This is a genomic window from Natronosalvus sp. KLKA75 (genome assembly GCF_059736265.1).
Map to the genome: position 1 here is coordinate 1,871,322 of NZ_CM185522.1, position 20,205 is coordinate 1,891,526.

Below are 20,205 nucleotides of genomic sequence, written 5' to 3' on the forward strand. Positions count from 1 at the left end.
TTCGGAGCCGGACGTTTGCTCCTGGCCACCGTATCGAACGCTATGGCGACACGAACGACGACTGAGGATCACGCTGAGGCGACGCAATCGACGACGGTGGAGGTCACTTGTACGGGCCACGTCCGAACCACTGTCGGTCGACACCGTTTCCCGTTCACCTTCGAGGGAACGACGCTCGCGGAGTTCCTCGAGGCCTTCTTCGCGGAGTACGATGTCGCCGACCTCCTCATCGCCGAGACGGAGGCCGAGTCGACGGCCAGGGGATGGGCTCCAGCACCCGCCGAACTGCCGGGCACCTGGCGGAAGAACCCCGAAGGCGAGCAGACGCGAGCGTACGCGCGCATTCTGGTGAACGGCCGATTCAACGAGCACAACGAGGGATTCCAGACGCGACTCGAGGAGGGTGATCGCGTCGCGTTGATGAACCCGTTTATGTTCTGCTGTTAGGCGTCGACTGGAACTGGTTCGGCGGTCGCGCCCATGAACGCCTTGACGATCCGTTCCTCGGCCCGATGAAGGACCTCGCTGCACGTCGAGCGAGCCACGCCGACGGCCTCGGCGAGTTCGTACTGCGTGCAGGTGCGAGGCGTGTCGTAGTACCCCGCTTCGAGCGCCGTCTCCATCACGCGAAACTGCTGATCGGTCAGCAGTTGCGACGTGTCTATCTCCGGCGTGATCGAGTCGACGGCGTACTCGACGCCGAAGGCCTCCAGTTGCGCTCCCAGTTCCGAGAGCCGGTCGTGCGAGGTCGTGATCTCCCAGGTCGCCGTCCCGTCCCGAATCGTGAACGGCATGCCGATCGGCACGCCCGATTCGCGGGCGGCGTTGAGCAACACCGGGAGTTGCGTCTCGAGCTGGAGGAGTGCGCGGTCGTTTTCGAGTTGTAGCACCTCGACGTCGGCGACGGTTTCGACGTCGCGAATCGCATCGATCGTCGCCGACGGATCGGGTGCCGTGAGTTCGACGACGGCGGTCCCGCGGGCGCCGCTCGGGATCGCCGAGAGGATGCGAACCTCCTCGAGCAGGTCGGTCCGTGAGAGGCGAGCGATCCACATCGCCTCGGGAATCGCGATCTGGAGCGTTGCGCGTGGCATACGTTGAATGGGTGGGGACGCGCCCAGTAACTGGCGACGAACATATTCGGTTACTGGGCCGAGACGAGGGCAGTTGCTGAACCGTGACGAGGGGAATATGATCGCCGAAACCCCTACCACGGTGGTTTTCGTACAGTGAACCGATGACGAGCGACGATACCGACGCAGACCGCGTTCTCGACGCCCGGGAGATCGACGGCGAACCGTTCAGCGACATCATGAACGAACTCGAGGCGCTCGAGGATGGCGAGACGCTCCTGTTGATCAATAGCTTCGAGCCGGCCCCGCTCTATGGCGTCCTCGAGGGAAAGGGCTTCACCCACGAAACGACCGAGGTTGCCGCGGACGAGTGGGAAGTCCGGATCGAACACGCCTGAGTCTGAATCGAGCCGTGCGAATATATTCGGGACTGATGTCTTCCCGCTCGAGGCACTAGTTACGGGTATGACCACCACAAGCGGTACCGATCACGGTCACCAGGACGGTTCCGGTGGAGATCACGACCACGACCACGACCACGAACACGAGCATGACCACGACCACGACGCCCAACCGATCACCGACCGCGTCCACGACAACTCCTGGTCGGCCAACCTCGAGAAACCCGCCCACGGCGAGGACGCCGAGCTGGTCCGGCGACAGGCCCTCGAGGCAATTGAACATACGACCTCGGGCCACCACGTCAACCTCGTGACTCACGGCGCCCACGGCCACCCCGAATCGTACCTGTACGAGACCCTCGAGACAGGATTTGACGGCGATGTCGACTGGGAGTACGTCGAGCAATGTGGGTGTGGCGGACACGTGACGCGCGTCCACGTCCGATAGCGCCGCGCCTCGAGTAGTGACGGGTTCCGTTTGAATCTACTTCTACAAATGCAATTCGACGTAAGAGACGCGCTCATTACACTTCTCGGATGCCTGTTCGAAAACAGATGATATCGACGTATTACCAGAGAGAGTGACTAGCGATTATACTCGAATTCGTACCGAAGTCCTCGGCGAGAAGTACGCTGCAACTGAATTGAGTTACCGAGATACGTGGTGAAGCAGTCGTTCCCTATCGAGCGTTCTCGTCCAGGATTGCGAATGTTGCAAGCGCCGCCAACGCCTGATATGGATCGTATTATCTCCATATTACACCCCATCGATCCGAATCGCGATTCTATCGATCGAAATGTGTACTGCCGAGACGTCGCCAGCTATATTCGCCCGTTTTCGATACTCTATCGGGCAACTGGGCACGTACCCGACACTGAACTATTTCATACCCGATTAGTCTAGCGAAACGGTAGGTAGGCGAGAATTCAGTCTCGCCGACGCTCGAGGATGAGTTCGACCAATCGTTCCGGTTCTTCTACCGCGAGGGAGATGACGGCGTCGTGTATCTCGCGTTTCGCTTCGTCCCGAACGCCCTCCCGTCGCAACTCGGGAACCACGGATATTCCGACCGCGTCTTCGAATTCGTCCCACGTGCGCTCACGCACGTATAGCGGTCGCTGCTGGACTTCTGCGTATTCGAACGACGGCCCCGAGAGGTCCGCGTTCGCGTCCGTCTCGGTATCTGTGTTCTCCGCCGCGTCCGTGCCCGTATCCTCCTGTTTCGACGTGTCCGACTGCACTCGATCGGCCGACGATGGGTCGGACGGCGCCTGCGAAGCGACTTCGGCCGCTGGCTCGGACTGTTCGTCCGCCGAATCTGTCTCCTCGGTCTCGAGCCCACCGAGATCATCGAACGGGTTCTCGTCGCTCACCGCTCGACGCCCCCGTTGGCGACGATCGTCGCGAGTTCCTCGAAGTTCTCGACCTGACTATTCTCCGGGTCGTAATCGAGGAGCGGCTGGTTGGCCTTGAGTGACTTCGAGAGCGCTGCGCTGTATCGGACGCCTGGTTTGGGTGGTTTCATCTCGCCGTCGTCGATCGCGTCGAACTCCGCCGGCGTAATCCGCGCAAAGTTCGGGATCTTTCCCTGGGTCGCCTCGGCGGTGTTCAGGTTCTCGAGGAGTTCGCGGTCCTCGGTCCGCTGGTCGATCCGTTCGCGGAGCTTGTTCGGAACCAGCGCCAGGACCTCGATGTCGATGTACTCCCGCGCTGGTTTGATGAGCCGATCCATCGTTCGTTTGTACCCGCCGATCGAACTCGAGCCTGGCTCGAGCGGGATGATGACGTTTTGTGTAGCGACCAGCGCGTTGTTGTTGAGCATCCCTGGATACGCGGGGCAGTCGAACACGATGTAGTCGTAGCGCTCGCCGAGGAGCGGGTCGACGATCTTGGTTTTGACTCGAGCCGACCCCTGGAGGGCTCCGGCCAGATCTTTTTCGACGTCCTCGAGCGTGTTCGACGACGGGAGGAGGTCGAATCCGAACGGCGTCTCGACGATGAGGTCCCCGGCGGTCGCGTCTCCCTGGTCGAGGATCACGTCGCCGAGCGTGAGTTCGTCGCGATAGGCGTCTCCGAATCCGAGGCCGTTCGTCGCGTGACCGTTCGGATCCAGGTCGGCGAACAGGACTCGCCCGCGTTCGGTCAGTTGGCGCGCGAGGTTCATCGAGATCGTCGATTTCCCGACGCCGCCTTTCAGGATGACGACGCTGACTGCTCGAGTCGTTTCTGTGTCACTCATGCGCTCCCCTCCGTGCTTCGAATCGGAAATTGGAATAGTCACCTATTGTGCCTATTCCTCGTTTCTGGACCATCACGCTTGTCGGTTGCATCCTCACACGTGGTCCGCTTAAAACTACCGTAGGGGCCTTCCCGAGGTTGAATAGGCACAATAGGCTGAGTAGGTGCGATAGTTCAAGCAGGCAGTATGGCCTAGATAGGCGCAATGGGTCAAACAGGAATAATAGTCGGAATAGGTGGTTTGGGTAAGTCGGGTCGAATAGGTAGAGTAGGCAACTTGGGGAAGTTACCTGAGGTAGCTGACTTAGGTAGCTCGTCAAAAGAAGGGTGGCCAGGTCACCAAGATAGCTCAGAGTAAGCAGATTAGTAAGGTAGCATAGGCACCCTCGCTGATTCTAGTGCCTCAGGAACTGTTGGGGCCCCAGGTTGGGTAGCACCCCAACTCGGTGCTGCGGTCTGAGGAGGGAGTTCGGCGTCATCCGAGGCCACGCCACCGACAGTTATGTGGACGTCGGGCGAGTGACGGGGACTCATTTGATTGCGTACGCATCTCGCACAGCGGAATGCACGATAATGGCTGGCGATACAGGTGGTCCCCACTGGGCGTCACGTTCCCCCCGAACTTGGGACGACGTCTCCCGGTATCGTATCGAACCGTGAGCTACAGAGATTTTGGCTGAACGTAGGTCTTCATCGAAGTAGGTTGAGCCATGGGAAAGCTACCGTCTCGTGGTAAATTCGAGTGGGAGTTGGCCTCAAGGCACGTTTCGACTCTCCAGTGAGCCAGTCTTCGAAGGTCAACAACCTGGACGCCCGGAACTCGGCAGAGGGCTCGACTCACGACCGGCCCTCCCAGAGAGAGAGAAGTAAATGTCGTCGTTCTCGCCAACAGTCTGGGTTCCGAATTGCCCGATGACGCCTCCGCTCGAGAACGCTTCGTTCGTACTCCTCCACGAGCAGGCGCAATTCGACCGATGCAGTATATAAACCACGACCCCATATACTATATTGTGCTATACAAATTCCCTTGCTCACGTAACACTGCATCCCTATTCGCGAGCAATTTAAGTCGATGAACCGTCAGTGGCCGGCAATGGTCGAAATCGGCATCGTCGGGTTAGATACGAGCCACGCCGAGTCGTACGCGATGGCGATACGAAACCACCCGGAAACCTCGCTCGCGGGCGTCTGGGACGGGGGAGCCGTTCGAGATCGAGTGTACGCTCGAGCCTACAGTGAACGAAACGGAGCGACGTTGTACGACGAACCGCTCGAGATGGCTGACGACGTCGACGCGGTCATGATTTTGACCGTCGACTGGACCACGCACCGTGACCTCGCCGTCCCCTTTTTACGTGACGCCGTTCCGACGGCCGTTGACAAGCCGATCGCTGGGTCGCTCGAGGACGTTCGAGCGATCCGGACGGCCGCCGGCGAGACGCCTCTGTTCGGCGGCTCCGCGGTACCGTACCATCCCTCCCTTCGCTCGGTTGAGGTTGCCGGCGACAGTCGGCTGTTCTACGGCGTCGGATACGGTAATCCGTTCTACTACGGCTGTCACGTCGTCGACGCGATCTGTTTTCTCGTCGGCCATCGGTGGGCGAGCGTCGCCCCTGCTGATGGCCCGGGGCAATCGGTCGACGTCGTCTTCGTCGATGGCTCGCATGCTACTGTCCGACTCGATGGAGAAAGCGACCGTGAAACGTTCACGTTCGTCGGCGTTGGCGACGAGACGATGGTCCGGAAGGTCGGAACCAGCGACGGCGACCTCAAGGGGATGTATCGGGTCTACCTGAACGCGTTCGTCGAGGCCATAACTGGAGCGCGTAAGGCGACCGGCGAACGAATTCTCGACGCTGCGACCCTCTTGCTCGGAGCGAACGCCGCACTCGAAACGGGCCGAACGATCACGCCGACGTCCGACTCGTTAGCGGCCTACAGCGTGGACGGGCGGGCGTTCCTCGAGGACTACCAGCCCTATTACTGACGCTACACGCGAGTCTCGAGACCCGAAGCCGGCACAGGTCGTGAGAGCGTCCGTTCTCTCGTCCTCGCTCGGTTTAGCCCGGTCAGCCTGGCGGTCGTGCTGGCTTTCTGTGAACAGCGCACGTCTCGAGATGGTTCACGAGGCGAAACACCACGTCGAGAGGGGTTGGGAGCATCGGTAGTATTATCGACGTCGAGCGTCACCACCAGACTGAGCCGGACTATGGAAGTAATTCACACGAGCAGCGCTCCAGGAGTGATCGGTTTGTTCACCAGAACTGTCGGCAAAGGCAGTCGTCATTCTGGTGGCAAACGTCGATTGAACGACTCCCTTCGACCGTCGTTCGAAACGGCCGTTTCGGACGCCGTTCGCGTGGCAGCCGAGGACGCGAGCGAGCAGGGTAACGAGGTGATCGCGACGACATGAGCGTCGATCGAACGGAGGGACAACAGGCAGTCGTCACCGACGGGACCGGAGACGTGTGGGCAGAAGAACGCGAAATTCCCGAACCAGCACCCGGCGAGGCGCTGGTTCGCGTCAGTGCGATCGGTATCTGTGGCAGCGACATCGGCCTCATCGAGGGCGAGGGACCGCCGTGGACCGACTACCCGGTCGTGCTCGGTCACGAAGTCGCCGGCGAGGTCGTCGAACTCGGCGAGGGCGTCGACCACCTCGAGGTCGGCCAGCGAGTCGCGCTCCACGGGTTCGTCTACTGTGGCACCTGCGAGGCGTGTCGAGACGGCCGGTACTACCAGTGTACGGACCTGCAGGAGATCGGATTCACGGTCGACGGCGGCTATCGAAAGTACGCCGCCTGGCCAGCGTACACGCTGACGCCGCTTCCGGACGACGTCTCGGACGTCGAGGCGAGCCAGATCGACTCGGCAGGGTGTACGCTCCACGCCCTCCAGCGTATTCAGACGTCGTTCACCGACACCGCCGCCGTCCTCGGGCCGGGATCGCTCGGTCTCTACGGGGTGCAACTCCTGCGAGCACAGGGCGTGAAGGACATCGTCCTGACAGGCACGCGCGATGCACGGCTCGAGGCGGGAAAACGTCTTGGAGCGACGCGGACGGTCAACGTCTACGAGGAGAACCCCGTCGAGGCGATCATGGAGCACACGGACGGGAAGGGCGTCGACGTCTGCGTCGAGGCCGCCGGGGCTGGCGACGTCCTCGACACGTGCGTCCAGAGCGCCGCCAAGCAGGGGAAGATCGTCCTGACGGGCGTCTTCGGCCAGCGAAAAGAACTCGATCCGGACCAGATCGTCGCGAAGGAACTGACCGTCGTCGGTGGCGTGACTGCCTCCCACGCGGTCGACGAGGTGATCGAACTGTTCCGGCGGGACGACCTCACAATCGACGGCGTCGTCACACACGAGTTCCCGCTCGAGGAGTTCGAGACGGCACTCGAGACGGTTCGTGAACGGCGCGATGGCGTCGTCAAGGCGGTTCTCCGGCCGTAGTGAGGCGGTTCCGGTTCCCGGTTTCCAGTATTTCGTTTTCGATTATCGGTTTCCGATTTCGACTTCCTCGTCGTTGAATCGAAGAGTACGGTCTTGAATCTGGAGCCTCGAATTTCGAGCCTCGTGCCACAGCTGTTTACCAGAGCTGGACAGTGAAGGAAACCGGGAACGAATCGCGAGAACATGCCCTAGCGACGAGAGAACTCGAGCGAGAAAAAACGGATCCAGGCGGTGCAGACGACGCTCGAGATCGTCGAGGAACGGGAATTGGCTCAGCAGACGGACCGAACGATCACCGATACCGACGACCTCTTCGAGACACTCGAGGCGGTGAGAGAACGCGGTATTGCGTACAACGAAGAGGAAATGATACAGGGCTCGTTGGCGTTGGTGCGCCGGTCACGGACCAGTCGGGGACGGTGCTGGGTACATTGAGCGTCATCGGACCGGCCAGCCGAATGGGCGAGGATCGGCTTCGTGGCGACCTCTCGGAGATGATCAGACAAAGCGTCAACGTCATCGAGATTAATCTTACGTCGCTGTGATCGCCTTCGGTCACTCGAGGGCAATCACACCGTGAGGACCTGGGAGATTCTCGACTGGCCGGGGCTATCCGTCGGAGAATGTAGGTTCGAAGAACCCCCTCCTTTTTACGGGCTTCCGGACTACGTATCCCATGAACCTCACGATAGCTGACGGAGCCATGTTCATGTACAATCTCGGCGTCCTGATCAGTGGCGGATTCGTGGTGATGACCTATGACGTCGAGGGACCACCGTTCTTCGGAATCATGTTCGTGTTCGCCCTGATCTGGACGATCTACTTCCGGTTCTACGTCCAGCACCGTTTGACGAGGGTGAACGAGGACGAAGACATGAATCCGAACGAGGCCTAACAGTTTGCTACCGCGTTCGACTAGAGCAGGCGTTGAACGTCATTGCACCCTCGGTCGCGACTGGAGGGCCGGAACGGCTGGTTCCGACCGACTGCCTGCAACCTATGGGTGAATCGTTTCCACGACTACTATTTTGGACCAGTTCCGTTATGGACAGTTCGGACGCTCCGTCCTCGATTAGCCTCGTGAGTACCTACCGGTGGTCGCCACTCGAGCGACGACTCGAATGAAGGGAGGTCGCCGGTCCTGAAGTGGAGTGAATCGCACCACCGAAATAGACCCTCGCGCACTAATCGTCGATCCCTGGTCTGAACCGCTCAGTCGAGAATCGAGTCGACGCGCCGAATGACGCCGTCAGGACGACCGTGAGCCGGCGTCATAGACGGTCGGTCCGGTTCCCAGCCGTTCTCCGTCGAGAATTCTCGAGATGCGTACGTCGCAGTTGCGTACGCTCGAGTCGGAAACGCCCCAAATGGCCGCCGGGAAAGGTCTGAAGGAGGCGTAAACTTATGTCGCCATCGTCACTGCGGTACAGTATGTCAGAACGGCCGAACATCCTGTGTATCGTTACCGATCAGCATCGAGGCGACTGCATCGGTGCGGATCCGCACGCGCCGACCGATGCCGACGGCCGATCGCTCGTCTACACGCCGAACATCGACAGTCTCGTTCGGAAGGGGGCGATGTTTACCCGGGCGTATACGCCCGCTCCATCGTGTATCCCCGCACGCCGATCATTGCTTACCGGACAGACGCCGTACACCAACGGCGCGCCCGGGTGGGTGACGACGCCGTGGGAGTTCGAGCACACGCTCCCGCAGGAGCTTCGCGACGCGGGCTACCAGACCAAGCTCACCGGCAAGCTCCACTCGCTCCCGATTCGCAATCACGTCAGCTTCGAGAGCATGGACCAGCACGAGGCGCTCCACGCCCACCCGGACGACGACTACGCTCGCTGGCTCGAGCAAGAGACCGACGGCCAGTGCGACGAGCTTTCCCACGGACTCGGGCGAAACTCCTGGGATTCGCGGCCGTGGCACCTCGAGGAGTACCAGCATCCGACGAACTGGACGACCAGACGAGCGATCGAATTCCTCGATCAGCGGGACGACACCCGCCCGTTCTTCCTCAACCTGTCCTACGTCCGTCCGCACACACCGTTCGACCCGCCGCAGGTGTACTGGGACATGTACGTCGACCGCGACACCCCGGAGCCGTACATGGGCGACTGGATCGACGACGAACACGGCGAGAAGATACCCGACTATCCGGGGATCAGCGCCTGGGTCGCCGATCTGCCGCCGACGGTCGTTCACCGAGCGCGGGCGGCTTACTACGGTCTCATCACCCACATCGATCATCAGATCAAACGCGTCTTCGAAAAACTCCGCCTGATCGGCGAACGCGAGAACACGTTCGTCGTCTTCTGCTCCGATCACGGTGAGATGCTCGGTGACCACCATATGTGGCGAAAGACCTACGCCTACGAAGGGTCGGCTCGCGTCCCACTCCTGCTGCGGTTCCCCGACTCGATGGGACTCCCACAAGAGCAGCTCATCGACCGACCCGTGGGACTCGAGGACGTGATGCCGACGCTCCTGTCGGTCGCCGGCGTCGACGTTCCGGACGCTGTCGAGGGACGAAATTTGCTCGACCTCGTTCGCGACCCCGACCGGGGGGACTGGCGGGAGTGGTACCACGGCGAGCACGCCGCCGGGAGCTACGATCCGGAGAACGGCACCCAGTACCTGATCGACGGTCGATTCAAGTACGTCTGGAATCCCGTAACCGACAGCGAACTGCTCTTCGACCTCGCACACGATCCAGGCGAGGAGCACGACCTCTCGAGCGAGGCCGGACACGCGAGCGATCTCGAGCGCGCCCGAATCGCGATGATCGACCGGCTTGCGGGTAGACCGGAGGGATTCGTCGAGGACGGGGAACTCGTCCCGACGAATGCCGGGCCAGGTGATATCGGGGATCCGGACGACTGTAGTTCGGACAGCTAATTGTCGACTCACGCCTCGAACGGAAGCAGCGGCGACCTTGCCGTTACTTCGAACACGCGAGTGTGGTGCGCTCCTCGTAGTCAACTACCGACAGAAGTGGGCCCGTGGTATAGTATTTTTACCCCGCCTCGATATCTTCGGCGTATGGTACGCACAGCGATACAGCTGTATACGTTGCGAGGCTTCGAGGAACCGATCTGGGAGACGTTCGCGCGCGTGGCTGACACCACCTTCGAGGGCGTCGAACTCTACGACGCTCACTTCGACTCCTTCGCGGACGAATCGGTGCTCGAGCGAACGGTGGACGCAATTGCCGAGACGGACCTCGTCGTCGCCGGTGCACACGTAGGCGTCGACCGGATCGAAGACGAGTTCGACGACGTCGTGAACGTGTGCAAGTCGGTCGGCGTTTCCAGGGTCGTCGTTCCGTCGTACGACGCAAGTGCCTTCCAGTCGGTCGAGGGAATCGAAGCGGCCGCGGATCACCTCGCCGACGTCGCCGACGAACTCGAGGCGCACGACCTCGACCTGCTCTATCACAATCACACGTTCGAGTTCGACGTCGTCGACGGGAGGGTCGCCTTCGAGCGGTTCGTCGACTACGCCGACGGGCGCTTCGGATTCGAACCGGACGTCGGCCTCGCGGCGCACGCTGGCTACGACCCCCTCGAGTTGCTCGAGCTTACGGCGGGGAACGCGCCGCTCGTTCACCTCACGGACACGGTACCAGGGGACGAGTCCCTCCTTCACGTCGACGTCGGGGACGGTGCCGTAGACGTCGACGCTTGCGCGTCAGCAGTGGCGTCGGCGGGCACCGAGTGGCTCATCTGCGAGAACGGCCTCACCGAGGAGCCCCTCGCGTCGCTCGAACGTGGAAGCGCCGCGTTTGCGAACAGTCGCACTTGAGCAGAGACCGTTGATGACGGCTGCTGATCGGAGCGTTCCACTGGATTGCGTGTACCTCCTCGCTGAGACGAGTCTCGAGAGAGTGAGACTCGTCCAAACGAACGACGAGGAGATCAGTCGTTCGAGGAGTGTGATCGGTTTACAGCCCTCAGTAGCCCACGTACACCGTCTTGCTGATGGTGAAGAAGTCGAGACCGGCGTCTCCCTGCTCGCGATAGGTTTCGCTCGAGGACGCTTTCATGCCGCCGAAGGGCACGTGGAGTTCCAGCCCGGTCGTCTGCTGGTTCACCTTGACGACGCCCGCCTCGACGTCGTCGACGAACTGGTTCGACTCGCGGAGATCGTTCGTGACGATACTGGCGGACAGGCCGTACTCGACGTCGTTGGCGATTTCGACGGCCTCGTCGTACGTCGCCGCCGGGATTATGCCGAGAACGGGGCCGAAAATCTCCTCCTGGGCGATTCGCATCTCGGGTGCGACGTCGGAGAACACCGTCGGCTCGACGTAGTAGCCGTTCGCGTGATCGCCCTCGGAGAGTCGCTCCCCGCCCGTTTCGAGGGTCGCACCCTCTCTCGTCCCGACGTCGACGTACTCGAGGGTGCTCTCGAGTTCGCTCTCGCTCACGTGCGGTCCGACGTCCGCGCCGTCGAGCCCGTCGCCGACCGTCAGCGATTCCGCGCGGTCGACCACGGCATCCACGAACTCGTCGTAGAGCGACTCGTGAACGATCGCCCGTGAGGTCGCGGTACAGGCCTGACCGGTTACTCCGAACGCGCCGCCGGCGGCGATGTCGGCAGCCTCCTCGACGCCGGCACTGGCGGTGACGACGACCGGGTTCTTGCCGCCCATCTCGAGCTGGACGCGCTTCTGGTCCTCGGTCGCCTGCTGATGCACCGTGTCTCCGACTTTCGCGCTACCGGTGAACGAGACGGCGTCGACGTCCTCGTGGGTCGCGAACGTCGACCCGACCGCGCTCCCGGGGCCGGTGACGTAGTTGACGACGCCGTCCGGCAGTCCGGCGTCCTCGAGACACTCGACGAGGATCCTCGCGACGTTGGGAGCGAGCGAGGCGGGTTTGAAGACGACAGCGTTGCCGGCGGCCAGCGCGGGCGCGAGTTTCCAGGCCGGGATCGCGATTGGGTAGTTCCACGGCGTGATCAACGCCGCAACGCCCAGCGGTTCGTCGACCGTGTACAGGCGGGTGTCCTGGCTACTCGAGGACTTCACCGTGCCGCCGATATCGGCGGCCTTCTCGCCGTAGTAGGCGAAGATGTCGATCGCTCGCTGGACCTCGCCCGCTGCCTCTGGTTCGGTCTTTCCTTCTTCCCTGACGAGCGCCGTCGTCGCCTCGTCCTTGCGGTCTGCGAGCCGTGTCGACGTCTCTCGGAGGACGCGCCCGCGCTCGGGGCCCGGCGTAGCTGCCCACTCGTCTTTGGCCGCGTTGGCCGCCTCAACCGCTCGTTCGGCGTCTTCAACGTCCGATCGTTGGAAGACGCCGATCGTGTCGTTCACGTCGGCTGGATTCGTGTTCTCGAACGTTTCGCTGGTAGACGCTTCGGTCCACGTCCCGTCGACGAAGTTCAGATAGGTGTCGGCCATCCACTCGTCAGTACCGACGCGAACGACTACACGTTTTCGGTGCTCGAGAGTATTGCGGAGTGGTGAGTTGTTTCACTCGAGGCAGCCATTTTTGGACTCGAATCGGGGGCGGTCTTCCAGTTCGAATCCTCGAGACGGTGGTCGAATTGGTAACCAAAGCCGATACGACGGCGTCAGGATCAGAACTCGCCGTCCCGGACGTGGAACTTCGTGGGTTTGCCGAGGGTGGGACCGTCCTGTTCGACCCACGAGGCGACGAGTTCGACGACGTCGTCAACCGGCATCTTCGGAACCGCGAACCGCTCCTGACATCGACTCGCGTCGTTGAGAAGCGCCGTCTCCTTCTCTTCGCCTTCGAACGTCACGTCGCAGCCGAACTCGTCGGCGAACTGTTCGGCGAGGTCGCGCACTGAGAGGACGTTCGGCCCGGTGACGTTCAGGATTTCTGCGGGGGAATCGGCCAGTTCCAGGGAGCGGAAACATGCCGAGTTGGCGTCACCCTGCCAGATGACGTTGACGTGGCCCATCTCGAGCGGAACCGGGTCTTCGGCGTACACTCGCTTCGCGAGGTCGAGCAAGACGCCGTAGCGTAGTTCGACGGCGTAGTTCAATCGCAATAGACACGTGGGCGTCCCATTTTCCTTCGAGAAGTGCTGAAAGACGCGTTCGCGACCCAGACACGACTGGGCGTACTCGCCCACCGGCCCCGTCTCGTCCGTCTCGACCGAGCCGCCGGAGTCGACCGGCACTGGCGGGTAGACGTTGCCGGTCGAGAGCGCGGTGATCCGCGAATCCGCGTACCGGCTCGCGACACGGCCGGGGAGGTAGGCGTTGATCGCCCAGGTTTTGGGCTCCTGGCCGGTCGTCCCGAACTTCATGCCGACCAGGTAGATGACGTTCTCGCAGTCCGGAAGCGACTCGAGCGCGCCCTCCTCGAGGAGGTCCGCCCGAATCGTCTCGGCGCCCCACGACTGGAGTCTCTCCTCGACAGCGGAATCGGAGTACCGTGAGACGGCGTACACGGTCGAATCGGATCCCGCCTCCCCGATCGCTCTGAGCATTCGCCTGATGAGCGTCGGTCCCATTTTCCCGCCCGCACCGAGAACCATAATATCGCCCTCGAGTCGTTCCGCGAATTCGACGTCCTCGGGGTATGGTTCGGAGAGGAGGTCCTCTAGCTGTGCTTCACTCGTTATCGTCGATGAAATCGAATTTCCGTTACTCATAACTCTGTGTGTCAGTGGGTCTCGCTTCGTCCAGAGAAACCGCGAGTTCGACCATAAACTTACCGACCACCTGGACAGGGGTCGCGTCACGTCTAACCACGAACGCCCAGTACTGCTGTACAGATTGGCAGAGAACTAACACTAGCAGAGTGGCCAATGACGTCTCGAGCGCGACCGAGGACCAAACATGTTTCGTCCCCGCCACAAGTGATTAGTACGTAATGGGCAATGTGACCGCATGGAACGACCACTCGTGGTGACGGACTCGAGCGACGCAGTCGTCGAGGTCATTCGTGAGGCCGGCGAACTCGCGGCTGCGGCCGACGCGCCGTTGCTCGTCTTGACCGTCGTAACCGAATCGGAGTACGAGAAGGACGTCGACGTACTCGGAACCATCGATCAGATTGAACGGTCGGGTTTCGAGCCGAATCCCGGAGAATACGCGGAAAAAGTCGCCCAGACTGCGATCAACGACCTCCTCTCCGACCTCGCTCTCGAGACGGAAGCGGTCGGGAAGTACGTGGAAGACGACGGTGACCGGGCCGACGCGATTCTCGACGTCGCGGCGGCGAACGACTGCGATTACGTCTTCCTCCTGGGACGCAAACGAAGCCCGACCGGAAAGGCGCTGTTCGGGGACACGGCCCAGTCGGTCATCCTCAACTTCGACGGCTACGTCGTCACGATGGCTGAGTGACGCCAGCGGGACACGCCGTCCAGTTCCCGGAATCGGCGTTCCCGGCCTCGAGACCCTCGATAATGCCCGTTAACGCCTACGATTCAGCTGGTTCGGCCGGTTCGACCGCGTGCCGAAGGACCGCCTCGTAGAGGGCGAGTTGCAGGTCCAGGATGCCCTCGTGGCTAATCTGAAACACGTCGTCACCGGAGAGGCCGTGGGGACACTCGTGGAGTACGCCGGTCGTGCCGCTGGCGTGATACGCTGCGCTCACGAGATTGAAGTACGGCCCCGGACGCCCGGATTCACCAGTGACGTCGTGGAGGTACAGTCGGGGAACGTCGAGGTCCGCGAGGAGCGTATTGTACGTCCGGTGAATCGATCGGGAATCCGACTGTTTGTGCAGGGGAACGAACTGCGGCCGGTGTAGCGTCGGCGGGTAGCCGTGGCTGTGGAGCGACACCGTCACGTCCGGCGCTTCCTGGCGAACGACGTCGAGAATCGCCGGTGCTTCGACCCCCATCGGGGCGAAGGGTTCGTCGTGCATCGGGTTGACCCCGTCGTCGTTGAAGTAACACCCAAGGAAGCCGACGTCGTCGCCGGTCATCGGGTGTTGTCGTTTCGCGTCGGGCCACCCGATGAGGCGGTCGTCGGCCCACGTTCCCTGCCCCCAGAACTCGAGGTCAGCCAGCGTGAGCCCCTGTAACGAGTCCGGTTCGAATCGAGCGAGTCCGTCGGGGTTCCCACACGGGAGGATCATGACCCGACACTCGTCGGCGAGCTTGTGGAGGGTCGGCTGTGCTCGTCCCCGCAGGTCCCGGCCCGTCTCGAGGATCGACAGCAGGTTACAGAGTCCGGTCAGCCCCTCGACCTCGTGGCCGTGAACGGGACCGACGAAGCAGACGACGGGCTTTTCGCGCCGCTCTCTGTCAGCGTAGTTCGTCGGATCCCGGGAGGCGACGGCCGAATTGAAGTTCGCCCGCGACTCGGGTTCCTCGAACGCCCCGTAGGTGACCAGCTGAATCGGTCGACCGCCGGCCGAATCGGGGAGTTCCGCGATCGACCCGCGCTCGAGCGACCGCAACTGATCCTCGAGCGCCTCGAGGTTTCCGACCCAGAACTCGGGAACGGGGTCGTCGGGGATTCGGTCGACGGCCTCTTCGTACGTCATGGTGTCGACGCTGGCCTTCGTCATCGCTCTGGTTCGATGGATCGATGCGGCTTAACTCTTCGGCTCACGTGAACGTCGGCGAGGTGAGGACTACCAGTAGCCGTCGCTTCCAGGAGCGTACCCGTCAGCGGTGTCGGCGAGTAGCGCGGGGACCGACTGGCCCTCGGGGCGAGAGGCGAGAGGCGAGTAGGAGGATTTATTCCTCGGGCCTCCGTCTGCGAGAGCGTATGGAAGAGATCAGTACCGACGATGCGCCCGCCAGTATCGGCCCGTACTCACAAGCGATGGTCCACGGCGACACGGTCTACGTCTCCGGTCAGGGGCCAGCGAACCCCGAATCGAGGGAAGTCGAGGTCGACGACATCCAGGACCAGACGGCCCAGACCCTCGAGAACATCGGCGCCATCCTCGAGGCAGCAGGGACGTCGCTCGACAACGTGATCAAGGCCAACGTGTACGTCACCGACATGGACAACTACGACGCGGTCAACGAGGTGTACGCCGAGTACATGTCCGAACCGTTCCCGGCGCGGTGTGCGGTCGAGGTGTCCGAGCTCCCGATCGACATCGGCGTCGAAATCGAAGTCGTCGCGGCGTTGTAGCGCTCACCACCGTCGACTCGAGGGTAGCCGAGACGAGACGACGGTCCCGGTCGCATCGATGGACCGCAATTCCAGCGGTGACGTCGACTCCATTATCGTCCGTTCACCCCGTCAAATACGGAGCCAGACACGACGGACTTCCCGGCGAACAGTTCTCGAGCCTGGAATGACCCTGTTTCGCACACATCGGGTTTGAGATGATGAAACGTCGCGGAAAGTGTTCGGCAGTAAGGAACGTTTATTGTGATCGAGTCCCATTCCCCGTTATGAACCAAGAAGCTCTCCCCCCCGGCGGCCAGGTGCAAGCGACGCACCTTTCGCTCGAGATCCTGGACGAGATTCGTCGCCGAGACGGGGCCGGCGTGACCGAACTCGCCACCCACTTCGATCGGTCGAAGAGCACGATTCACAGCCACCTGCGGACGCTGACGAGCGAGGGATACCTGGTCAACGAGGACGGGTTCTACACCGTCGGCCTTCGAGCCCTCCAGCTGGGCGGTCACGCCAGGGTCAAACATCCCCTCTACCGGATGGCGAAAGACGAAGTAGACGAACTCGCAAGAGAGACGGGGGAAACGGCCAAGATCGTCGTCGAAGAGGGTGGAAAAGGTGTCTACCTCTATCAAGCTCGGTCGAAGCAGGCGGTCACCACGGACTCTCACGTGGGAACGCACGTGTACTTGCACTCGACCGCGGTCGGTAAAGCGATTCTCGCCTACCTTGACGAATCGCGGCGGGAGGCCATCCTCGACGAGTACGGACTCCCCGAAGTGACCCCGAATACGGTCACCGATCGAGGAGCACTCACGGCTAGACTCGAGGATATCCGGGAGCGTGGCTTCGCGTTCGATGATGGCGAACGCATCGAAGGGCTGCGGTGTGTCGCCGCCCCGATCAAATCGGACGAAGCGGTGCTGGGTTCGATCAGCGTCTCCGGTCCGAAGAAGCGAATCGACGACGAAACTTTCCGATCGACGCTCCCGGAACTGGTACGGGATACCGCTCGCGTCATCGAAATCAACGTGACCTATTCGTAATCGCCCCTCATTGTCGGACCGTCCGGTATTTGGGTTGTGTCCGCCTGACTCTCGTCTGCTCGAACGATGGATCGCGCCATACTCCGGGAGCCACTATTGCGAGACGGTACCACACCCGTTACTAACTTAGGTATGTAACGTTCTCGCCTCTACCGGGCCGACGACGCTAATCGGAACGCCATCTACAATTTTTGTTCCCCACAAAGGTATGTATGTTCGGTATGAGAGAACAGTGAGGTACTTTCGGTACGTTCGATCCAATTCGAGGCCGACATCGTCACCTCGAGTACCTTTCAGTGTGCTATCTCAGGCCGATCGAAGAGCGGATCGGGTTCGTGGGGTTCGACTGGGGTATCTACCGTAAAGAGCCAAGAGAGCCAGGATAGGTTCGTTTCGTTCGGTATCGAGGAACAATCTTACGGGGCGGGGAACGCACGTTTGACCCAGTGTCCTCGCGAAACGACACACAGAACGACCGGATGGTGCGACCACCTGTCTGTTCAGCGGCTATCGATCCGCGGGCGGTCAGCGAACGAGTGCTCCAGGGACCTACCCTGCCGTACTGTACAGCCCTTCGCTCGAGTTACGCCTCGAGAGAGGTCGACTCGTTCTGGCTCTCGAGTCGCTCGAGGTAGCGTTCGACGCGATTGCGGTCGTCGCTCGAGAGTTCGACGAGGGGTTCGCGGACGGGACCGCCGGCCATTCCCTGTAACTCCTGTCCGTACTTCACCACTGGCACGTTCTTCGCCGAACTGAACGCGGACCCGCCGCCGTGTTCTTCCCTAAAATCTTCGAACGGTCGAAGCGCGTCCTTGAGCTGTCTGGCGCGAGCCCAGTCGCCGGCCGAGAGCGCCTCGTCGAGCGCCAGAACTGGTTTCGGGACGAAGTTCCCGATTCCGGTGGTGAATCCGTCGGCACCTTCGATGGCGTACGCGAGTGCGTATCGCTCGGCCACGCCGTTGAGCCACTCGACATCTCCCGAGACCGTCTGGACCAGCCGGGAGAACAACTTGACGTCGTTGACGGCGTACTTCACGGCGACGACGTTGTCGATCGTCGAGAGTTCGTCGAGCACCGTCTCGCTGAGCAGGTCGCCACGTTTGTACAGGACGATTCCGAGGTCCGTGGCCGCGGTGAGCGTGCGGTAGTACTCGATCAACCCCTGCTCGTGGATGTAGGTGTGTCTCGGGTACATGACCATGACGGCGTCGACTCCGGCCGCTTCGTACGCCTCGATCAGTTCGACAGCGTTCTTCGCGCTGCCGCCGACGCCACCGACGACCGTCGCGTCGTCGGGGAGGGCGTCGACCGTCGATTGGATCACGTTAATTCGTTCGTTTTGGGAGAGCGAGTAGTACTCGCCCGTGTTTCCACAGGGGATGAACGTTCGAGCCCCGGCGTCGTAGAGCGTTCGAGCGTTCTGCTCGATTTTCTCGTGGAGTACTCGATCACGGTCGGCGCTAAACGGCGTCGGTGTCGTGAACGCTACGCTTTGCAGACTTTCGCGTAAGTCACCGTATGCGGTCGCCATAGCAGACGTATTAGAAACTCCCATTCATTATTGTTCCGGTCAGATCGACTTTCGAAGCGTACGGATCCCGCAGTGGCACGCCTTCGGACGGGTATTGCGCACTCGAGCGCGCGCCCGTCGGGGCCGTTGGCACGGTGGCACCTCGCCCGCGTTCCGAGCAGCAATTATAAGTCGAGATGGCCGTAATTGCGTACCATGTCGTCGAAAAATCGCCGGGAGCGTGCCGAGGCGGTTCGTACCGTCGTTGAGTCGAACCCGGAGGCGGTCGACGTCGACGAACTCACCGACCTCCTCGTGTCCGAATCCAGGGAGGCCCGCCGGGCTGCGTTCGAGGCCTATCAGGCCCTCGCCTCGGACCGATCATCGGTCGCCGACGACGTCGGTGACCGCCTCGAGACCCACCTCACTGACGACGCGGCCGACGTTCGCGAGCGAGCGGCGTTGACGACTGCCGCGTTCGCCGACGAAAATCCTGGCGTCGTCGACGGGCTGGTCCCTGCGCTCAGATCGATCGGCATCGATCCGGCCGAACCCGGGCGAGAGGCGGCCATCGTCGCTATCGCAAAACTCGCACACGTGCGGCTGGCATCGATCACCCCTGCAGTCGATGCCCTCGTCGCAATCTGTGACGATCCGGTTTCCACACCTTCGTCGGCTCGAGACGACCTTGGCGGCCCCGGTAAATCGGACGCGGCGGCGGCACTACAGCCGGAACGAGAGCGACGCGATCAGGCGCGCCTCCACGCGATCGCGGCGCTCACACTGCTCGCCGCCGACGATCCGGCAGCCGTCCGATCCGCCGCGCCGTCGATCGCCTCCCTCCTCGAGGACGACCACCACCTGATTCGAGCCGGCGCCTGCGAGGTGCTCGAGGACCTCGCGACGGTGTATCCGGCGTCCGTCGAGCCGTTCGCACCCGAGCTGGCCGAACGGGCGGCTACCGACACGAAACACCCAGTTCCGTGGCGTGCGGCGGATGCACTGGTCGCCCTCGACGCCGACCGACCCGAGTGCGTCGGTGAGGCAGTGGCCCCGTTCGCGAGCGACCTGTCCCGGTTTCTCGAGTCGGCGGACGCCGACCGGCGGCGGGCGGGCGTCGCGTTGGTCGCCGACGCAGCGTTGGCTCGTCCGGAATCGATCGAGTCGATGCGCCCGACGCTTCGGGACCTGCTCTCGGACGACGACGCGTCCGTTCGGATGAACGCGGTAATTGCCCTCGGCGCCGCCGGGACCGAGAGCGATCGGTCGACTGTCGCCGACCTCGCCGACTCGGACCCTGACGAACGGGTTCGAGAGACCGCTACCCGTGTCTGTGGGCGGTTCGACGGGTCGCCTGGAAGCGAGTAATCATCCTCGTCACCGACCACCTGAGGAAGAACCAACAGA

At 62.0% G+C, this 20,205-nt stretch carries 19 protein-coding genes and 1 pseudogene; 13 read left to right on the top strand and 7 right to left on the bottom strand.

What is annotated here, in order from left to right; all coding sequences use genetic code 11:
* The first annotated feature begins 42 nt into the window (after positions 1-42).
* Positions 43-447 (top strand): MoaD/ThiS family protein, encoded by a 405-nt coding sequence (locus AC6I65_RS09065; RefSeq protein ID WP_497901589.1) that lies wholly within the window; start codon positions 43-45, stop codon positions 445-447.
* Here the strand turns inward: AC6I65_RS09065 and AC6I65_RS09070 are convergent.
* Complete coding sequence (locus AC6I65_RS09070) at positions 444-1,094, bottom strand: helix-turn-helix domain-containing protein (protein WP_497901590.1); 651 nt, start codon at positions 1,092-1,094, stop codon at positions 444-446. The two genes, AC6I65_RS09065 and AC6I65_RS09070, sit on opposite strands and share 4 nt — an antisense overlap.
* A 143-nt stretch (positions 1,095-1,237) precedes the next feature.
* Here AC6I65_RS09070 and AC6I65_RS09075 point away from each other — a divergent pair, with 143 nt between their 5' ends.
* On the top strand, positions 1,238-1,471 hold the full coding sequence (locus tag AC6I65_RS09075) for a DUF2249 domain-containing protein (protein WP_497901591.1): 234 nt from the start codon (positions 1,238-1,240) through the stop codon (positions 1,469-1,471).
* A gap of 67 nt (positions 1,472-1,538) precedes the next feature.
* Positions 1,539-1,922 (top strand): CGCGG family putative rSAM-modified RiPP protein, encoded by a 384-nt coding sequence (locus AC6I65_RS09080; RefSeq protein ID WP_497901592.1) that lies wholly within the window; start codon positions 1,539-1,541, stop codon positions 1,920-1,922.
* A 479-nt stretch (positions 1,923-2,401) separates the two neighbouring features.
* Here AC6I65_RS09080 and AC6I65_RS09085 read toward each other — a convergent pair whose 3' ends face one another.
* Both AC6I65_RS09085 and AC6I65_RS09090 read right to left on the bottom strand, forming a co-directional pair.
* Positions 2,402-2,848, bottom strand: a complete 447-nt coding sequence (locus AC6I65_RS09085) for a DUF7970 domain-containing protein (RefSeq protein WP_497901593.1) — start codon at positions 2,846-2,848, stop codon at positions 2,402-2,404.
* The gene (locus AC6I65_RS09090; RefSeq protein WP_497901594.1) at positions 2,845-3,714 is read right to left on the bottom strand and encodes a ParA family protein; all 870 of its coding nucleotides are present in this window, start codon (positions 3,712-3,714) and stop codon (positions 2,845-2,847) included. Before AC6I65_RS09090 ends, AC6I65_RS09085 begins: the two co-directional genes overlap by 4 nt.
* Before the next feature lie 1,071 nt (positions 3,715-4,785).
* On the opposite strand from AC6I65_RS09090, the gene AC6I65_RS09095 reads away from it, so the two are divergent.
* The 6 genes and pseudogenes from AC6I65_RS09095 to AC6I65_RS09120 all read left to right on the top strand — a co-directional run bounded on the left by AC6I65_RS09095 (position 4,786) and on the right by AC6I65_RS09120 (position 10,976).
* Positions 4,786-5,700 carry a Gfo/Idh/MocA family protein gene (locus AC6I65_RS09095; RefSeq protein WP_497901595.1) on the top strand — a complete coding sequence of 305 codons (915 nt, stop codon included), beginning with the start codon at positions 4,786-4,788 and terminating at the stop codon, positions 5,698-5,700.
* A gap of 422 nt (positions 5,701-6,122) precedes the next feature.
* Entirely contained in the window at positions 6,123-7,166 is a 1,044-nt protein-coding gene (locus tag AC6I65_RS09100) for a zinc-dependent alcohol dehydrogenase (protein WP_497901596.1), read from the top strand.
* A 231-nt stretch (positions 7,167-7,397) separates the two neighbouring features.
* Positions 7,398-7,711: pseudogene (locus AC6I65_RS09105) on the top strand (IclR family transcriptional regulator domain-containing protein).
* A 131-nt stretch (positions 7,712-7,842) separates the two neighbouring features.
* On the top strand, positions 7,843-8,061 hold the full coding sequence (locus AC6I65_RS09110; protein WP_497901597.1) for a DUF8074 family membrane protein: 219 nt from the start codon (positions 7,843-7,845) through the stop codon (positions 8,059-8,061).
* A gap of 536 nt (positions 8,062-8,597) precedes the next feature.
* Entirely contained in the window at positions 8,598-10,070 is a 1,473-nt protein-coding gene (locus AC6I65_RS09115) for an arylsulfatase (RefSeq protein WP_497901598.1), read from the top strand.
* Between the two features lie 144 nt (positions 10,071-10,214).
* The gene (locus AC6I65_RS09120; protein ID WP_497901599.1) at positions 10,215-10,976 is read left to right on the top strand and encodes a sugar phosphate isomerase/epimerase family protein; all 762 of its coding nucleotides are present in this window, start codon (positions 10,215-10,217) and stop codon (positions 10,974-10,976) included.
* 148 nt (positions 10,977-11,124) lie between these two features.
* Here AC6I65_RS09120 and xacF read toward each other — a convergent pair whose 3' ends face one another.
* Both xacF and AC6I65_RS09130 read right to left on the bottom strand, forming a co-directional pair.
* Positions 11,125-12,576: a 2,5-dioxovalerate dehydrogenase gene (gene xacF, locus AC6I65_RS09125; RefSeq protein WP_497901600.1), complete on the bottom strand. Its 1,452-nt coding sequence runs from the start codon at positions 12,574-12,576 to the stop codon at positions 11,125-11,127.
* A gap of 179 nt (positions 12,577-12,755) precedes the next feature.
* Complete coding sequence (locus tag AC6I65_RS09130; protein WP_497901601.1) at positions 12,756-13,802, bottom strand: NAD-dependent epimerase/dehydratase family protein; 1,047 nt, start codon at positions 13,800-13,802, stop codon at positions 12,756-12,758.
* Positions 13,803-14,040: 238 nt separating this feature from the next.
* Here AC6I65_RS09130 and AC6I65_RS09135 point away from each other — a divergent pair, with 238 nt between their 5' ends.
* Positions 14,041-14,499: a universal stress protein gene (locus AC6I65_RS09135; protein ID WP_497901602.1), complete on the top strand. Its 459-nt coding sequence runs from the start codon at positions 14,041-14,043 to the stop codon at positions 14,497-14,499.
* Positions 14,500-14,575: 76 nt separating this feature from the next.
* On the opposite strand, the gene AC6I65_RS09140 is transcribed toward AC6I65_RS09135, so the two are convergent.
* Entirely contained in the window at positions 14,576-15,673 is a 1,098-nt protein-coding gene (locus tag AC6I65_RS09140) for a M14 family zinc carboxypeptidase (RefSeq protein WP_497901603.1), read from the bottom strand.
* A gap of 203 nt (positions 15,674-15,876) precedes the next feature.
* Here AC6I65_RS09140 and AC6I65_RS09145 point away from each other — a divergent pair, with 203 nt between their 5' ends.
* A complete protein-coding gene (locus AC6I65_RS09145; protein ID WP_497901604.1) occupies positions 15,877-16,251 on the top strand; it encodes a Rid family detoxifying hydrolase in 375 nt (124 codons plus the stop codon).
* Positions 16,252-16,517: 266 nt separating this feature from the next.
* Positions 16,518-17,288: an IclR family transcriptional regulator gene (locus AC6I65_RS09150; RefSeq protein WP_497901605.1), complete on the top strand. Its 771-nt coding sequence runs from the start codon at positions 16,518-16,520 to the stop codon at positions 17,286-17,288.
* 583 nt (positions 17,289-17,871) lie between these two features.
* Here the strand turns inward: AC6I65_RS09150 and AC6I65_RS09155 are convergent.
* The gene (locus AC6I65_RS09155) at positions 17,872-18,819 is read right to left on the bottom strand and encodes a dihydrodipicolinate synthase family protein (protein ID WP_497901606.1); all 948 of its coding nucleotides are present in this window, start codon (positions 18,817-18,819) and stop codon (positions 17,872-17,874) included.
* A gap of 195 nt (positions 18,820-19,014) precedes the next feature.
* Here AC6I65_RS09155 and AC6I65_RS09160 point away from each other — a divergent pair, with 195 nt between their 5' ends.
* Positions 19,015-20,166, top strand: coding sequence for a HEAT repeat domain-containing protein (locus AC6I65_RS09160; protein ID WP_497901607.1), 1,152 nt, complete (start codon positions 19,015-19,017; stop codon positions 20,164-20,166).
* Positions 20,167-20,205 lie beyond the last annotated feature (39 nt).

Excerpts from the sequence above, each read along its gene's own strand:
- AC6I65_RS09140 (WP_497901603.1), bottom strand. The coding sequence starts at position 15,673 with ATGACGAAGGCCAGCGTCGACACCATGACGTACGAAGAGGCCGTCGAC.
- AC6I65_RS09130 (WP_497901601.1), bottom strand. The coding sequence starts at position 13,802 with ATGAGTAACGGAAATTCGATTTCATCGACGATAACGAGTGAAGCACAG.
- AC6I65_RS09080 (WP_497901592.1), top strand. The coding sequence starts at position 1,539 with ATGACCACCACAAGCGGTACCGATCACGGTCACCAGGACGGTTCCGGT.
- AC6I65_RS09070 (WP_497901590.1), bottom strand. The coding sequence starts at position 1,094 with ATGCCACGCGCAACGCTCCAGATCGCGATTCCCGAGGCGATGTGGATC.
- AC6I65_RS09120 (WP_497901599.1), top strand. The coding sequence starts at position 10,215 with ATGGTACGCACAGCGATACAGCTGTATACGTTGCGAGGCTTCGAGGAA.
- AC6I65_RS09145 (WP_497901604.1), top strand. The coding sequence starts at position 15,877 with ATGGAAGAGATCAGTACCGACGATGCGCCCGCCAGTATCGGCCCGTAC.
- AC6I65_RS09110 (WP_497901597.1), top strand. The coding sequence starts at position 7,843 with ATGAACCTCACGATAGCTGACGGAGCCATGTTCATGTACAATCTCGGC.
- AC6I65_RS09075 (WP_497901591.1), top strand. The coding sequence starts at position 1,238 with ATGACGAGCGACGATACCGACGCAGACCGCGTTCTCGACGCCCGGGAG.
- AC6I65_RS09065 (WP_497901589.1), top strand. The coding sequence starts at position 43 with ATGGCGACACGAACGACGACTGAGGATCACGCTGAGGCGACGCAATCG.
- AC6I65_RS09160 (WP_497901607.1), top strand. The coding sequence starts at position 19,015 with ATGTCGTCGAAAAATCGCCGGGAGCGTGCCGAGGCGGTTCGTACCGTC.
- AC6I65_RS09115 (WP_497901598.1), top strand. The coding sequence starts at position 8,598 with ATGTCAGAACGGCCGAACATCCTGTGTATCGTTACCGATCAGCATCGA.
- xacF (WP_497901600.1), bottom strand. The coding sequence starts at position 12,576 with ATGGCCGACACCTATCTGAACTTCGTCGACGGGACGTGGACCGAAGCG.
- AC6I65_RS09095 (WP_497901595.1), top strand. The coding sequence starts at position 4,786 with ATGAACCGTCAGTGGCCGGCAATGGTCGAAATCGGCATCGTCGGGTTA.
- AC6I65_RS09150 (WP_497901605.1), top strand. The coding sequence starts at position 16,518 with ATGAACCAAGAAGCTCTCCCCCCCGGCGGCCAGGTGCAAGCGACGCAC.
- AC6I65_RS09100 (WP_497901596.1), top strand. The coding sequence starts at position 6,123 with ATGAGCGTCGATCGAACGGAGGGACAACAGGCAGTCGTCACCGACGGG.
- AC6I65_RS09155 (WP_497901606.1), bottom strand. The coding sequence starts at position 18,819 with ATGGCGACCGCATACGGTGACTTACGCGAAAGTCTGCAAAGCGTAGCG.
- AC6I65_RS09090 (WP_497901594.1), bottom strand. The coding sequence starts at position 3,714 with ATGAGTGACACAGAAACGACTCGAGCAGTCAGCGTCGTCATCCTGAAA.
- AC6I65_RS09135 (WP_497901602.1), top strand. The coding sequence starts at position 14,041 with ATGGAACGACCACTCGTGGTGACGGACTCGAGCGACGCAGTCGTCGAG.